This is a genomic window from Neobacillus sp. K501, from assembly GCF_053749995.1.
The window spans coordinates 714,646-729,572 of record NZ_JBSLYA010000001.1; the positions used below are offsets into that span (position 1 = coordinate 714,646).

Annotated in this window: 14 protein-coding genes; 7 read left to right on the forward strand and 7 right to left on the reverse strand. The window is 37.3% G+C overall.

Annotated features, from left to right (window positions below; all coding sequences use genetic code 11):
* Positions 1-32 precede the first annotated feature (32 nt).
* The 3 genes from lepB to ACWM35_RS03550 are packed head-to-tail and all read right to left on the reverse strand — an operon-like array spanning position 33 to position 2,247.
* Positions 33-587, reverse strand: coding sequence for a signal peptidase I (lepB, locus tag ACWM35_RS03540; protein ID WP_454815535.1), 555 nt, complete (start codon positions 585-587; stop codon positions 33-35).
* Positions 577-1,242, reverse strand: coding sequence for a TVP38/TMEM64 family protein (locus tag ACWM35_RS03545; protein WP_454815537.1), 666 nt, complete (start codon positions 1,240-1,242; stop codon positions 577-579). The genes lepB and ACWM35_RS03545 overlap by 11 nt, the downstream gene beginning before the upstream one ends.
* A 45-nt stretch (positions 1,243-1,287) precedes the next feature.
* Positions 1,288-2,247 (reverse strand): LCP family protein, encoded by a 960-nt coding sequence (locus ACWM35_RS03550; protein WP_454815539.1) that lies wholly within the window; start codon positions 2,245-2,247, stop codon positions 1,288-1,290.
* 286 nt (positions 2,248-2,533) lie between these two features.
* On the opposite strand from ACWM35_RS03550, the gene ACWM35_RS03555 reads away from it, so the two are divergent.
* Complete coding sequence (locus ACWM35_RS03555; RefSeq protein WP_454815541.1) at positions 2,534-2,896, forward strand: hypothetical protein; 363 nt, start codon at positions 2,534-2,536, stop codon at positions 2,894-2,896.
* Between the two features lie 15 nt (positions 2,897-2,911).
* Here the strand turns inward: ACWM35_RS03555 and ACWM35_RS03560 are convergent, their stop codons facing one another.
* Positions 2,912-3,481 (reverse strand): competence protein ComK, encoded by a 570-nt coding sequence (locus ACWM35_RS03560; protein WP_454815543.1) that lies wholly within the window; start codon positions 3,479-3,481, stop codon positions 2,912-2,914.
* 188 nt (positions 3,482-3,669) lie between these two features.
* Here ACWM35_RS03560 and ACWM35_RS03565 point away from each other — a divergent pair, with 188 nt between their 5' ends.
* The 4 genes from ACWM35_RS03565 to ACWM35_RS03580 all read left to right on the forward strand — a co-directional run bounded on the left by ACWM35_RS03565 (position 3,670) and on the right by ACWM35_RS03580 (position 9,021).
* Complete coding sequence (locus tag ACWM35_RS03565) at positions 3,670-3,903, forward strand: IDEAL domain-containing protein (protein WP_454815545.1); 234 nt, start codon at positions 3,670-3,672, stop codon at positions 3,901-3,903.
* 127 nt (positions 3,904-4,030) lie between these two features.
* A complete protein-coding gene (locus ACWM35_RS03570) occupies positions 4,031-5,512 on the forward strand; it encodes a glycosyltransferase (RefSeq protein ID WP_454815547.1) in 1,482 nt (493 codons plus the stop codon).
* A gap of 38 nt (positions 5,513-5,550) precedes the next feature.
* Complete coding sequence (locus ACWM35_RS03575; protein ID WP_454815548.1) at positions 5,551-7,467, forward strand: glycosyltransferase; 1,917 nt, start codon at positions 5,551-5,553, stop codon at positions 7,465-7,467.
* A gap of 18 nt (positions 7,468-7,485) precedes the next feature.
* On the forward strand, positions 7,486-9,021 hold the full coding sequence (locus ACWM35_RS03580; RefSeq protein ID WP_454815550.1) for a glycosyltransferase: 1,536 nt from the start codon (positions 7,486-7,488) through the stop codon (positions 9,019-9,021).
* A gap of 86 nt (positions 9,022-9,107) precedes the next feature.
* Here the strand turns inward: ACWM35_RS03580 and ACWM35_RS03585 are convergent, their stop codons facing one another.
* Genes ACWM35_RS03585 through ACWM35_RS03595 form a run of 3 tightly spaced genes read right to left on the reverse strand, consistent with a single transcriptional unit; the run spans position 9,108 to position 12,231 of the window.
* The gene (locus tag ACWM35_RS03585) at positions 9,108-9,971 is read right to left on the reverse strand and encodes a glycosyl transferase family 2 (RefSeq protein WP_454815552.1); all 864 of its coding nucleotides are present in this window, start codon (positions 9,969-9,971) and stop codon (positions 9,108-9,110) included.
* Positions 9,972-10,000: 29 nt separating this feature from the next.
* On the reverse strand, positions 10,001-10,969 hold the full coding sequence (locus ACWM35_RS03590) for an NAD-dependent epimerase/dehydratase family protein (protein ID WP_454815554.1): 969 nt from the start codon (positions 10,967-10,969) through the stop codon (positions 10,001-10,003).
* A complete protein-coding gene (locus tag ACWM35_RS03595; protein ID WP_454815556.1) occupies positions 10,966-12,231 on the reverse strand; it encodes a nucleotide sugar dehydrogenase in 1,266 nt (421 codons plus the stop codon). Before ACWM35_RS03595 ends, ACWM35_RS03590 begins: the two co-directional genes overlap by 4 nt.
* Positions 12,232-12,456: 225 nt before the next feature.
* On the opposite strand from ACWM35_RS03595, the gene ACWM35_RS03600 reads away from it, so the two are divergent.
* Positions 12,457-12,750: a hypothetical protein gene (locus tag ACWM35_RS03600; RefSeq protein WP_454815558.1), complete on the forward strand. Its 294-nt coding sequence runs from the start codon at positions 12,457-12,459 to the stop codon at positions 12,748-12,750.
* A 13-nt stretch (positions 12,751-12,763) separates the two neighbouring features.
* Complete coding sequence (locus ACWM35_RS03605) at positions 12,764-14,926, forward strand: glycosyltransferase (protein WP_454815559.1); 2,163 nt, start codon at positions 12,764-12,766, stop codon at positions 14,924-14,926.
* Position 14,927 lies beyond the last annotated feature (1 nt).

The following is a 14,927-nucleotide window of genomic DNA, read 5'->3' on the forward strand; positions in this document are numbered from 1 at the left end:
GATTTGTTCGTGCTTGCTTTAAAATCGCTATGTTAAAACTCGACATCGAGCTCGTTTAACGGCCAGTAGCGGAGGTCTACTTTTCCTACTACTTGGTCGACTGAAATGAAACCAAAGTGCCTACTGTCCCAGCTTCCAAGTCGATTATCCCCGAGAACGAATAATTTGCCCTCCGGTACAATATTTACACCGGTAATTTCCTTTAAGCTAAAGTCCCCAGTGAGCTTTATACCTGGAATTTCCTTTTTATATATAGATAAAAACGATTCCTTGTATTTTTCTCCATTAATATATAATTGATCATTTTTATAGACAATTTTATCCCCTGGCAGCCCGATAATCCGTTTAACAAAATCCTCTTTTTCGTTCGCATGGAAGACAATAACGTCGAAACGATTTAATTCACTAATATGGTAGCCAAGCTTATTAACAACAAGTTTATTTCCGTCCTGAAGTGTAGGCATCATAGATTCCCCGTCAACAATATAATTTGAAAAGAAAAAGGTTCGAATAAAAGCAAAAATAATAATTCCAATTGCAAATGCTTTTACCCATTCGATGCCTTCTTTTTTCCATTCAATCTTCATTTAATCTCCTCCTTTTCTCCAACTCTTTTCTTCTATCTAATTCTTCATTATCGGCATTTTCAATCGCTTTATTCATTCTTACTTCGATTCTTTTGCCAACATACCAAAGAATAAATATAACTAAAAAGACAATAGCTGTACGATAAGGCTGAGTAATCAATGAACGCAAATCATAACCCACAAAACTAATCGTAAAGATCATCACCATTTTACCGATAGACACTGCTAGCATGTATTGATATATGCTGATTTTTGAAAGCCCCGCTACTACATTGACAACGACTGATGGTGTAAATGGAAAACATAGCAGCAAGAAAAGCGGACCAAAGCCATGGCGGTCAACCCAATCCATCATTTTTTGGACTTTTGGGTGTTTTGATAGAAAGGCAAAAATCCGCTTTTGTCCAAACCTCCGTATGAGCAAAAAAAGCAGCAAGGCACCTACACAAGAACCCAGCCAGGAATATAAAAATCCTAACCATAATCCAAAAGCACTCGCATTTGCCATCACAAAAATAAATAATGGCAGAAACGGTAAAAATGCCTCTAGCATCGGGAGCAAAATTCCCGGTATCGGCCCAAAAGACCGATACCTCTGAATTAGCTCCATAATATTTTCAAGTGTAAACCATACCTTGATTGCTTCAAAGTCCATACGAGTATGCTCCTTTTATTCTTGCAAATACAATTTTCCGAAATGTTATTGCTCGATAAATTGATGGAATGCTTCTTTATTTTTCTCTAAATCTAAAACCAAAACATCCCCTTCTCCTTTAATGGTATCATCTTTATAACCATTATCAATCGGTATTCTAAATGTTTCAACTGCCCCTCTGTCCTTTGAGAGGAAATCCTTTGCCATAAATAATATATCTCCAGTATCCATGTTCGTATTAATATAAGGGGTTACAACGCCTACTAATTTAGGCAGTTTCGCAATCGTTTGAATCCCTGAAAGCTGCTCACCAATTGCCTGCAATGCTTGCTGCTGGCGTTTAACCCTTCCAAAATCTCCAATCGCATCATGTCGAAAACGGACAAAGCTAAGCATTTGGTCACCATTTAATCTTTGCAATCCTGGTTCAAGTGGCGTATCTACATACGCTTCCATTTTCTTTTCAACGTCTATTTCAACACCATTCGGAAAAGCTTCATCGATTAATTGGACAAACCCTTCAAAATCAACTATGGCATAATATTGCAGGTCAATATCGAAGTTTTCCTTAATCGTTTGCCTCACGAGCTCTGGTCCCCCGCTCCCGCGAGTAAATGCTGAATTTATCTTATGCTTACCATGACCGGGTATAGTAACATAGATATCCCTCATAATAGAGGTAAGTTTATAGGTCCCTTTATCTTCATTATAATGGGCAATCATGATCGTATCTGCCCGTGATTTTTTTTCATTCTCCCTTGCATCGCTGCCTAATAAGAGAATATTTGTCGCGCCGGATTGATCTTTTTTTCCTTCAAATTCATAAACTACATTGTTTACATTATTCTCTTTGTTTACATCATTGATTTGGTCTAATGATTGGTTTACTCCTTGTTTATATTGATAATAAGTATAGCCAGCCCCTGCCCCAATAAGTAAAAACATGACTAGAAACACACGTGTCCATCTTATTTTTTTCTTTTTATGATGCTTATCAGATCTCATACATGACTCACCCATCTGTGTAATATTTTTATTCCAATACATTTGACAGTATTTATCACTCCAAAGTTTCTACATTTTTTCATTTTTCCCTAGATAATATCCTTCTATCAAAACTTTCTCATATCTGTACCATTTTTTGCAAGAATAAAAGTGGAAGAGCCTCTAGTCTTAGGAGCTGGACAGAAAAAAACGCAAGCTTTTTTGCATTGCGTTTTAGATATTTATTTAGTATGATACTTATATAGGAACAAATGTTCTATTCTTAAAGAAAGGAGCCTGTAATAAGATGACCCGTATTCCTGAAGAAGATCGAAACATTATGGAAAAAGCCATCTATTTGCCGATGGTTCTTATTGTTTTAAATCGGGATTTAGACGTTATAGAGAAAAGTCCATTTAAATTAAAGAAGCCTTATTTAGAGTTAATTGAAGAAACAATGAAGATCATTCAGAAGGAAATTGTAGAGGTTAAACAATATATGAAAAAGAACAAACTTCAAGTGATAGAAACAAAACGGGACGATGCATTTACGATGTATACTTTTTTATATAAGGGCTATGAAGAAAATCATAATTACTTTAATCCCCGAATACGAAATAAAGTCCAAGAATTAATGGCAGCTTATTTCTTAAAACATCAGTCCCGTTAGTCTTATGAATCACACTTACTTTGTAGGGATATTTTTTCTCCCATATTTAGAAGCGGTTTCTGATGCCTCTACAGACATCTGTCTTGGAAACAAATAAAATGATTTTCTCTCATGATATTCAATTCTATGCATTAACTTCTTAACAAAATGTGATGTTCTTAGGACTTGATTATTAATCGAACTGAATGGTACAGGGAATGGAAATGACTGTTTGTTATGGAAAGTAATTAATGTTTCTTGAGGACTAATTCGTTCATATGTATCGATATGTTCATTTGAAATCCAAATACATTCTTGTCTGTTCGGCGATGTAGTAGGAAAGAAAAATATGCGGTTTGTTGGATCAATGGCAATTGGACTCTTATGGGTAATCCCCATTAATTGTCTAGTACCATTCTTTCTGCCTTCATAGTCGCTGCCGAAATACTCACAGCTTTTTCTGATGATATCAAGCGGCTTGAACGGTGATAAGAATACATCCTCCACTTCAAAAATCTGCGAATAAATTTTACTGCCATATACACTTGGTTTAATAAACATGGTATATGGGTTTACCTCATATTCTTCAATTTGCTTGTGCTTCAATATCTTCAACTCCTATTAAGCAATTTCCTTCATCATAACACTTTTTGGTAAAGGGAGATGAACATTTCTATATTGTTGCGAATTTATTCACAAACTTCCTTGGATTCCCTTTTCGGAAAATTGTAAATATTCATTGATAATATCAGAAATATCCCATATAATATTAAAAAGCATCTGAGGTGATTTTCATGAACGAGAAGTCATACACGGAATTAATGAAAATTGCTGCCATGAAACGCCAAAGGAAAGAGAATTTCGTCCAGGATTTGTACATTGAAATGCTCTTATCTGAAATCCAATTAACAGTGGAAAAAGAAAAGTTATTAAGCAAAATTGATACTGCCATTGACCATCGGGACAAAAGCTCCTTTTACCATTTGTCACTTCAACTCAGAGATCTAAATAAGCGATTTGGAACATAAAACGCATGAGAACCGTCGGAAATCGGCGGTTTTTTCTTTGGTAGCACATAAAAGATATTTAAACATACAATATGTTACATCCGCTTGTTATTTCAGGATATGGACAAGACGGCAGGAGGTTAAAACTGTGAGTGTATCCGTTGTTATTCCTGTACAAGATGAGGAAAATACACTTGGTCCTTTATTGAAGGAAGTCAAAAAATTAAACCCACTTGAAATAATCGTGATAGTCAATGGCTCAAATGACAGAACTGAGGAAATCGCAAATTCTTATGGCGCTAAAATAGTGCATTATCAACAAGCATTAGGAAATGATGTCGGAAGAGCAATTGGTTTCAAGTATGCTTCAGGTGATATCATATTATTTTTAGATGGGGACATTATTATTTCTTATAAAGAACTAATCCCCTTTATTGACGCGATTCAAGCAGGATTCGATATAGCACTGAATGATCTTTCGTATTTGACTAAGCAGAGAAATTGTCCCCATTTTACGACCGTTTGCAAATTGGCTGTGAATAACTACCTAAAGAAAAACAATCTATCCCTCAACTCCATGCTCGCCGTACCGCATGCAGTAAGGCACAAATCGATTAAGAAAATTGGCTGGAAGAATCTCGCTGACCCAATTCTTTTTCAGGCTATGGCTGTTAAACACGGACTTCGAATTTGTGCACCGGCGTCAGTCGATGTCATTCAAACAAACAGAATTCGGCCAGTCCATAGCAAGTTAGATCCTAATACCTGTTACCCTATTACCACAAGCAGAATTATTGGAGATCATCTGCGTGCAATTTCTTATATAACTAATAAATTGGGAGTACAGGGAGGACACTTTCATAAAAACCATTACGGAAAGATAGCTTATAAGCTACTTACGAATCCATTAAACTTTAATAAAAATGCTAAGTATAGTGCCATTATCGATATTCATGATGAAAATCAATTGATTTTTCCGATCATTGAACAAGTAAAATTAGCAGGAGTGGACGAAATTATCTTAGTAGTTAATAAAGTAAGCAACGAGTTCGTAGCGCAAGCAGAGGCTACAGGCACGGCAGTGATTGTTATTCATGAGAATTTCAGTCTAATGGCTGCCAGAGTTGTCGGTGCCTACCACGCAAGCGCGGATATTTGCCTGTTCGTTAGCAGCGAGGAACTGTTCTTGGCCAAAGATTTAGTACCATTCCTTCTTACTATTGAAAAAGGTGCTGATATTGCATTGACTGATCGAAAAAAACTACTGGATTCCTTTGATCCAGATGATTCAATTAGTATTGGACAATATTTTGTAAATATGGCTGTAAATCGTCCAGATTTATACAATAGTAGCCTCCATTTCACTCCATATGCAATTCATAAAAAGGTTTTTAAGACAATAGGTTATGAGACCTTCATTTCACCCTCCTTTGCACAGCTAAAAGCAATCATAAAAGGAATTAGTATCCAGTCAGTTCCACCATCTAAGATGATTCATTTCAGTCAAAGTACTGTAAATATCGATCAAGTTCTCGGGGATCAGTTAGAGGCACTAGCTTATCTACTCAAGAAAACAAATGAACGCGGGGGATTTACTGACGGTGAGAGAAAACGCGAATATTTACAGTAGTAAAGAAGATTTTAAGTTATGAAAGAGGCGATCCGCTAATGGATATAACCTTATCTATTATTATTCCATTTTGGAGTAATAAAGAAGAATTACAAAAAGTGGTCTTAAATGCAAGGAAGCTAAATCCCCTAGATATAATTGTCGTGGCCGACCAATCTTCTGACAAAATGGATGAATTGAAAAAACTTGGTTGTAAAGTGATTATGAAGGATAAAAAGCTAAATGAGAATACAAGACCAGTTCTCGGTGTTAATGCCGCTAAAGGAAATATATTGCTATTTTTAGATGGAGATAGGATCATTTCCCCAGCAAAAATATCAGAATTCATCGAGCCTCTTCTCACTGGAAAAGCGTCGGTTGTCTTAAATAATCTAGATAATAATTTAAAAGAAAAACAAACGCTTAGTCCCTTCATGGTTTGGAATCAAATCTTAAATGAAGTGTTAGAGAGAAAAGATTTAAACTTGGATAACCTTCTTACATTTCCCCACGCTTTTACAAGAGAAGTAGTAAGCTGTATTGGTCAATCACTGCTTGTAAATCCTCTTCTATTTCAAATGAGAATCATTGACCAGGGGTGGAAAATTAGCCGTATATCTGCAATGGAGCTACCAACAGTTAAAATACAACCTATCTCTAACAATGATCAAACAAATTACAGTACCTATTTCAAAGCATTAACAGAATGGCTGCATTATAAGGGGATAAGAGGAGGATTTTCAGATGGAGGCAAGAGAATAGATATCCTTATGCAATTGAAGAAGAATAAAAAGTATCCAAGCTATAATAAAGGAAGAAAGGCAACATCCTCCTTATACGGCGGGAAGCAATTGTCAGTTATTATCCCGGCACAAAACGAAGAAGATTCGATTGAGAAGGTCATTAAGGAAGCCTGGAAAATAAGTCCGATGGAAATCATAGTTGTGGTAAATGGTTCTAATGATAAAACTGCTTCTATTGCTCACCAGCTTGGAGCGACAGTTATTGAATATCATGAACGTCTTGGGCATAATGTCGGCCGGTCTATAGGTGCTATGGAGGCTAAAGGAGATATTATTTTGTTTATCGATGCAGATTTCTCCATCCCTGCCAGTGACTTATATCCTTTTGCCGAAGCAGTCATGAAAGGAACAGATATGGCACTTAACGATTTAAATCGATACTTACCTATCCGTTACCCGCTGCATATTGTAAGTGCATTTAAATATGGGTTAAACCTTCTTTGCCAAAAGGAAGAGCTAGGCTTCGGCTCCCTTATTGCTGTCCCCCATGCAATTAGCAGACCATGCTTAGAAAATATCGGTTTTGAAACTTTAGTTTGTCCCAGCCTCGCCCAAATCAAAGCCTTACTTAATGGCTTCAATGTTGCCTGTCCTCATTCTGTAGATGTTTTAAGACCGAACAAACTTCGGCCAGAACAGCATTTAGCCAACTGTACCGGTGGTGGAAATAGAAATACGATTATAAATTGGTTAGCCAAAAGCTCCTCATACCCTTACTATCAGAAGGAATATACCAATTATTCTTCAATCTCGAAAGGATGGGGAATAAACTCCTCCCTTTATAATGGAAAACAGCTATCAGTCATTATTCCAGCACAAAATGACGAAGCAACCATTGAAAAAGTAATCCGGGAAGCCAGAAAAATAGAACCATTAGAAGTAATTGTTGTTGCATCAGGCTCAAACGATGATACAGTAACTATCTCCAAAACACTTGGAACTACAGTAATTGAATATCCAGATAAACTTGATATTGATACAGCCCGTGCCATCGGGGCACTATCATCAAAAGGCGATATTATTTATTTTGTTGAAGCATCAACTAAAGGACAAACACAGGCAGAACTCCGAATCATGGGTGACCACTTAGAAGCAATATCTTATCTTATTGAGCATATAAATAAAAATGAGTGGAGTCCTTTAAATATCCATTTAGGATCAACAAAGAAATAGAATGGAGGGACAAGAGATATGGGCCAAAATCTATCTATCATTATAATTTGTTCGGATACTACAGGCCCGAATACGATTCAAAATGCTTTGGCGATTGCACCAAAAGAAGTAATAGTGGTCCTGTCTGAAAAAAATGGGAACAAAAATATGAGGCAGTTCGCAAAACAAAACGGCTGCATCATCATCCTAGAAAAGGATCCCTCCATGAATATGGGATATGTAGAAGCGATAAAAAAAGCAAAGGGGGATACTTTACTTATTTTAGATGGAAATATTCTCTATCAGCAAGAGCGACTCCTTTCCTTTCTTACCCCAATCCAAGAGGGTCATGCACAGGTCGTTCTGAGTACTCTGACACAATCTTTTTTACAAAAACAAGTAAAGCAATGGCCTGATGCATATACCCTTTGGAGACAGATTCTAAATGATTGCCTAGGATATCGTAACCTTACTATTGATTCCCTCCTAACCCTTCCACATGCCTTCACACAAGAAGTAGTCCAGACCCTCGGCTACGAAAGCTTTAAAAATCTAGCAGCTGCCCAGATGAAAATCTTAGATTACGGATTTAAAATTCGCCTGGGTATGATGAGTTCCACCCCTTTTCCGGGTAATCTTTATAGTTCTAAAGAATCACATTATACAATCCCACTAACTGAACCAGAAATACATCACATGGAAAAACATCTAGAGGCATTGGCTTTATTCCTGAAAAGGAATGGAAAAAGAGGAGGATATCATGATGGCGGGAGACAAAGGGATATTATTAAAAAGTTAAAAAGCTATAAAAGTGTATCTGAATACACAAAAGTAGCCTCAAGTAAGACTCGTATTATCCAAGGCCGGGGAATGCATTCCACTATTTATAATGGAAAACAGTTATCTGTGATTATCCCTGCACAAAACGAGGAAGCAACCATTGCAGCAGTCATCCAAGAGGCAAGGAAATTGGAACCATGGGAGATTATTGTCGTAGTGAATGGTTCCTCAGACCAAACAGAAAAACTTGCCATACAGCTTGGGGCAACCGTAATTGTTTTTCAAGAAGCATTAGGCCATGATTTAGGGCGCGCAGTCGGGGCACTAGAAGCAAAGGGGGATATTCTCCTTTTTGTTGATGCTGATTTTTCTATACCAGCCAAATATCTTCATCATTTTAGCCTATCTATTTCAAATGGGAATGATGTAGCACTCAACGATTTAAACCTTGAATACTTTCCCCTCTATGTTGTAAATTTATACAAATACATGTTGAATACTGCCTGTAACCGTAAGGAACTAGGAGTTGGCTCCCTCATAGCAGTCCCCCACGCAATAAGTAGATCCTGTCTCGAGGGGATCGGATGGGATTCCTTGCAAAATCCATGTCTTGCACAAGTAAAGTCAATTTTACAAGGTTTTAAAATTTCAAATGTCAAATTTGTCGATGTAATGCAGCCAAATCGAATACGTCCTGATCAACATTTTTCGAAAACTGGCTATCCAAAAGCAGTTTTAAGGATTATTGGTGACCACTTAGAAGCGATTGCCCACTTGCTTGATTCACGGTTGTGACAACGAAATCAAGGATAAAAACATAAATAAGGCTGCAGCAAAATGGTCCATCCATTTAGGCTGCAGCCTGCTTTACTTATATTAGGTTATAACTCCGTTTTTATTTTATTAATATAGTTAATCGTCTCCTCTTTCCCTAACGCTCCATGACCACCAATTTCCGGAAGGACGGCAGGACCAGGCTGTACATTATAATATAAATCTATTTTAACTGGATTGACAACACAATCTGGTCCCATTTTCCTGAGCCCTTGCATAAACGGTATCAAATGATTTTCTACGTCGAGCTCACAATAAACATTTTGCAAATAGAAGATTTTCGGTACATACTTCTTTTGATAGTAAAACTTGATTACATTGACACGATCTGGAAATTTATTCATAATTTCCTGCTCAGACATTTTGGGGTAAGAGCGATTGAAAACCTGCTGTACAGGGACTTTTAACCATTGGGTCAAGCAGGTTTGAGGACTATTAACGAGAACAGACGAATCCTTCAAGAATCCTGCTAGAATCAAAGACATAAAGCCACCTCCAGACGAACCGTAAAATAGTACTTTTTTGAACGGTACCTGAGATTTTTTTATAAGAATTTCTAAAATGTCCGCTATATCGTTAAGATAAAATCGATCGAAGGTCCCCTGTCCCCACCCCAATAGGAGCTCCTCACCTAAATAAAGTGTCGGATCATTATAAAAAATAACTGAATCCTCAAGATCATCGATCCAGGAATGTCTCTGAAAATAAGGGGGTTTTACCCTTTTTTCTTGATAATTCATCGCACCTGAGCCTAAAATAATTAAATGGGAGGACAGCTCCTTCATCTTGATTAAAAAATCAAATTCTACCCCTTCCCATTGTACTTTTAAGATAAAAGGTTCTGGAGAAGGAAATTGAAACCTTTCCAATTGATTGTAGTGAATTTTTATTTTTTCAAATTTATCAAGCACGTTTTATCTCACTTCTTCCTAGGCCTTACTTAAATTCCCTTTCGAAACCATTGGATTGTTTCTGATAAACCTTCTGTCAAAGAGGTAGCGGGTTCAAAAGATAGGAGTTTTTTTAATTTCGTTGTATCCGGATAGCGATTCGGAATTTCTTCAAATCCGCTCGGAAAGACTTGTTCAAATGGAACATGAATAATCGGAGAAGATGATTGGCTAATAGTACGAATGATTGTCGCTATATCTCCAATACTCAGTACATTTCTGGTTCCGATATTTATTATTTCATTATTCGCATGATCATCTATTGCTCTGATTGTTGCTTCCACTGCATCGCTGACATAAGTAAAAGAGCGTGTTTGTGTCCCATCTCCATAAACCTGAATGGGATCCCCCTTTAAAGCTGCACTTATAAAACGAGGTATCACACCTGCATATGCCCCTTCTTTAGCTCGTGGACCGTATATATTAAAATAACGAACAATGGTGACAGGCAACCCATTCAATCCATAACCAAGACAAAGTGTTTCTTCTAATGTTTTACAAACAGCGTAGCACCAGCGCAGCTTACTAGTGGGACCATACAAACGATTGCTTTCCTCCGAAAACGGTGGTGTACCTTTTCCATAAACCTCCGAGGTAGAAGCAAAGATAACTTTGCAGCGATATTTACTAGCTGCCTGTAAAATGTTCCGTGTTCCTTCAAGATTCGTTTCGATGAGCTCAACGCTTTTATCCATTGTGCTTTTAACACCAAGAATTGCAGCAAGATGGAACACCACATCATGATTTGAAATGAGTTTCTCAATTGTTTCTTTATCAAGAATACTTGCATGAATAAAAGGAACCTTCTGGAATAATTGTTCCTGATATTTGTGTTTTCCAGTGTATAAATTATCAATGATCGTAACGCTGTGCCCTCTCTTCACGAGTGCCTCTGCCAAATGCGATCCAATGAATCCAGCACCGCCGGTAATGAGACATCGAAGTTGTCGACTGCTCATAGCCTCCCCTTCTTTTCTTGCAAATGCAAAATTCCTCTTGTATCAATAATCTCATTCGCATTGTAACGAATAAGATTCCAATCAATATTACTATGATCCGTTAAAATAACAATTGCAGCTGATTGCTTGATTTGTTCCTTTGACAGCTTTACAGCTTGGTAGTCTATTTGATTGATAGAAATGGATTGGAAATAAGGGTCATAATAGCTTACTTCATACCCCTTTTGCATCAATATAGTAAAAATTTTTAAAGCCGGGGATTCCCGTAAGTCATTAACATCCTTTTTATAAGTCATGCCAATTAGCAGAATTTTTGCGGACTTACTTTTGACAATTTCAGTTATGCGTTGAACAATCTCTAATGGCATTTCCTCATTAATCTCTTGAGCAGCTTGAATTAATCTGCTATTCATTCCATGTTGCTTAAACTTCCACTGAAAATATACTGGATCTACTGGAATGCAATGACCACCAATTCCTGGACCAGGCCAGTAAGGAGTATATCCGAATGGTTTTGTTCCTGCAGCTTGCAGAACCTCATAAAAATCCACATCGAGCCTGCGACTCAATGAAAAGATTTCATTTACAAGTGAAATGTTTACAAGACGTTGTGTGTTTTCAAACAATTTGCACATTTCCGCCACTTTTGGAGAACTAACAGGGATGACTTTTTCAAAAACCTGCTCATATAAATCAATCACTTTTCTTCTGCACCTATCGGTTTGACCACTGACTACCTTTGGGATCGACCTTAATGGATAATTCCGGTTACCAGGGTCAATTCGTTCTGGAGAATACCCTAAATAGTAATCACTCCCCACCTCCATCCCCGTGTTCTGGAGAATGGGTAAAACTACATCCTCTAATGTTCCAGGATAAGTAGAACTTTCAAAAATAATGGTCTGACCCGTTACAACTTCCCTTTGAATATAGTTTGTTGCCGCAAGCAATGCCCCTAGATCAGGTTCTTGATTTTCTGACAGCGGTGTTGGCACTGCAACAATACAGTGAGATGCTTGTCTAAAATGTTTTACAGCATCTTCAAGAGTAAAAGCAGTAAATAAACCAGATTGGGTCACACTTTGTAATATTTGATCCGTCACATCGGGAATATAGCTTTTTCCAGCAGTAAGATGATTGATTTTTTCCACATCTTTATCAATTCCAATTACGGAAAACCCTGATGCAGCAAAATGAATGGCAAGTGGAAGTCCAACAAAACCAAGTCCAATTACCGCAATTTTTTCATACCTTACCTTCATCCTGTCATTCCTTTCTCCCTTATTTACGTATCCATTACTTAATTCAAAACATTTAATACAGGATATGAATAAATGAAAGGATGGGTATAGGGAACCAACCTATTCAAACTATATTTTCTTGGGTTGTCTGACTAAAAGTTTTAAAAGTGATTGGGCTTATTATCTATTCATGATTAAATTCTTGTTCATATAATACCTAGAAATTATCTGAAAGGAGACAATAAAATGAGCCCTAAACCCCCTATCTCCCCTAAAGGACCTAAAAAGTGCAAGGAATGTGGACATCATCAATGTATTTGCAAATCAAAAGAGTGTTCAGATTGCGGAGAAAAAGATTGCAGCTGCAAACAGGAAGTGAATGTGGTCATAAATTTTAATTTTGCCACAGGAGGTACTGGTGCTGCAGGTGGAGTATTGCCTGACATTAACTTTGATTTTGACTTAGGCAAGTTAACAGTAAATGAGCAAGAAATTAACTTACGTTCCGGTTCAAAGAAGGATAAAAAGAAAGATCATTAAGGATAGGATGAACTTGATTACCATCAGCCTTTGCATGATTGTTAAAAACGAAGAGGATACCCTTGGAAGGTGTTTGGACTCAGTAAAAGACATAGTCGATGAAATTATTATTGTTGACACCGGTTCGGTAGATGCAACAAAGGAGATTATTAGAAAATATACAGACCATATGTTCGAATTCAGATGGGTCGATGACTTTGCAGCTGCTCGTAATTTCTCCTTTCGTCATGCTAAAATGGATTATCTTTTATGGCTTGATGCCGATGATGTATTACAAGAGGAAGATCGCCGTAAATTTAAAAAGTTAAAAGAGTCACTCGATCCGAGCATTGATTCTGTAAGTATGAATTATATCCTTGAGATTGATAGCAACGGAAATCCCATTTCCAGTCTAAGGCGAAACCGCCTTGTAAAAAAGGAGAAGAACTTTCAGTGGTATGGTCCTGTCCATGAATATTTGGAGGTTACTGGAAAAATACTTGATAGTGATATTTCCATCACACATTCTAGCCTTCATCATGATTATGACCGTAACCTTAGAATTTATGAACAACGCCTAGCGAAAGGGGAAGAATTCTCCCCAAGAGACCTGTTCTATTATGGAAATGAACTTTTTGATCATCAAAACTACGAACGAGCCATTGAGGTCTACCAACAATTTTTACAAACAAAAAAAGGTTGGTCTGAAGATAATATTTCGGCTTGCGGTTCGCTTGCTGATAGCTATCATCAGTTGGGGGATCAAGAGAATGAATTACACTATATATTAAAGTCGTTCGAATACGATTCACCACGAGCTGAATTTTGCTGTAGAATGGGGTATTTACTCCTAAAAAGAAAGCAACCTTCTCAGGCTATTTTCTGGTATCAGCTTGCCACCCAGCTTGAAAAGCCTTCTGATAATTGGGGACGCATGAATCATGCCTGTTGGTCATGGCTTCCCCATTTGATGTTATGTATCTGCTACACTGAAATGGATATGGTAGAACTTGCCTATGAACACAATAAGAAGGCATCCAAATTTCAGCCGAATCATCCAAGTATTATTCAATATAAGCATTCATTAACAGCTTTACTACAACAAAGAAGGCGAGCTGAAAAATTAGAAAGCTTACCCTCAGCTGCGCAAATTGACCAGCATTTCAAACAAAGAGCAGGAACTAAGCCGTTACAAATAACCTTCATTATGGATCACATGAAAATCTGCGGCGGCGTGAAAATGATCATCGAGTATAGTAATCAGCTAGTTATCCGCGGACATCAGGTGAATATAGTCTGCTATGATCCGAAACCGAATTGGATGGATATTCAGGCAAACTACATTCAGGTACGAAATGGTATCAAGCTTGATGCCGCAATCCCTCAAACAGATATCATTGTAACAACATTTTGGAAGCAAATGTGGGAATTATATGAAGCAAAAATAGCCCCTATCATTCATTTTGAACAGGGGGACATTTTTCTATTTGAGTTTGACAACTTTAATCAGAGGACAAAGGAAGAAATTAAGTCCTCCTGGTCTGTTCCTATTCCGATTATTGCCGTTTCATCTGCGCTAGCAGCTAGAATTGAAAAAAATGTTAATCGAAAGCCTCAGGTCATCAACAATGCCTTAAATAGTTCAGTTTTTTATCCAAGTAAGGAAAAAATGAGGAAAAATGTACGTTCTCGTGTTTTATTTGTAGGACCGGAACAGTGGCGATTTAAAGGGATATTCGATATATTAACTTCTATTAAGATTGTTAAACAAAGCGGGTATGACATTGAACCTGTTTGGGTTACACAAATTCCTCCAGAATCTAATTTTAAAGAAACATTATATTTGCATCCTTCGCAAGAAAAACTGGGTGAAATATATCGTACTTCGGATCTATATGTTTGTGGTTCCTATTACGAGTCATTTTGTTTACCAGCTTTAGAGGCTATGGCATGCGGTTGTCCAGTAATTTCTACTCGTAACCCTGGAGTCTTGGAATATGCAGTGGACGGCTATAATTGCATGCTGACAAACATTGGGGATCCAGACGATCTTGCCAAAGCCATCATAGAACTGCTTGATAATGATGTTAAAAGAGCAAACCTTATAAAAGGTGGTATTGAAACGGCAAAAAAATTTTCGTTAGAGAAGTCGATTAAAGAATTGGAGAATTATTTGTACTCATTAGTTCAGGAATGAA

Excerpts from the sequence above, each read along its gene's own strand:
- lepB (WP_454815535.1), bottom strand. The coding sequence starts at position 587 with ATGAAGATTGAATGGAAAAAAGAAGGCATCGAATGGGTAAAAGCATTT.
- ACWM35_RS03545 (WP_454815537.1), bottom strand. The coding sequence starts at position 1,242 with ATGGACTTTGAAGCAATCAAGGTATGGTTTACACTTGAAAATATTATG.
- ACWM35_RS03550 (WP_454815539.1), bottom strand. The coding sequence starts at position 2,247 with ATGAGATCTGATAAGCATCATAAAAAGAAAAAAATAAGATGGACACGT.
- ACWM35_RS03555 (WP_454815541.1), top strand. The coding sequence starts at position 2,534 with ATGACCCGTATTCCTGAAGAAGATCGAAACATTATGGAAAAAGCCATC.
- ACWM35_RS03565 (WP_454815545.1), top strand. The coding sequence starts at position 3,670 with ATGAACGAGAAGTCATACACGGAATTAATGAAAATTGCTGCCATGAAA.
- ACWM35_RS03575 (WP_454815548.1), top strand. The coding sequence starts at position 5,551 with ATGGATATAACCTTATCTATTATTATTCCATTTTGGAGTAATAAAGAA.
- ACWM35_RS03580 (WP_454815550.1), top strand. The coding sequence starts at position 7,486 with ATGGGCCAAAATCTATCTATCATTATAATTTGTTCGGATACTACAGGC.
- ACWM35_RS03590 (WP_454815554.1), bottom strand. The coding sequence starts at position 10,969 with ATGAGCAGTCGACAACTTCGATGTCTCATTACCGGCGGTGCTGGATTC.
- ACWM35_RS03595 (WP_454815556.1), bottom strand. The coding sequence starts at position 12,231 with ATGAAGGTAAGGTATGAAAAAATTGCGGTAATTGGACTTGGTTTTGTT.
- ACWM35_RS03600 (WP_454815558.1), top strand. The coding sequence starts at position 12,457 with ATGAGCCCTAAACCCCCTATCTCCCCTAAAGGACCTAAAAAGTGCAAG.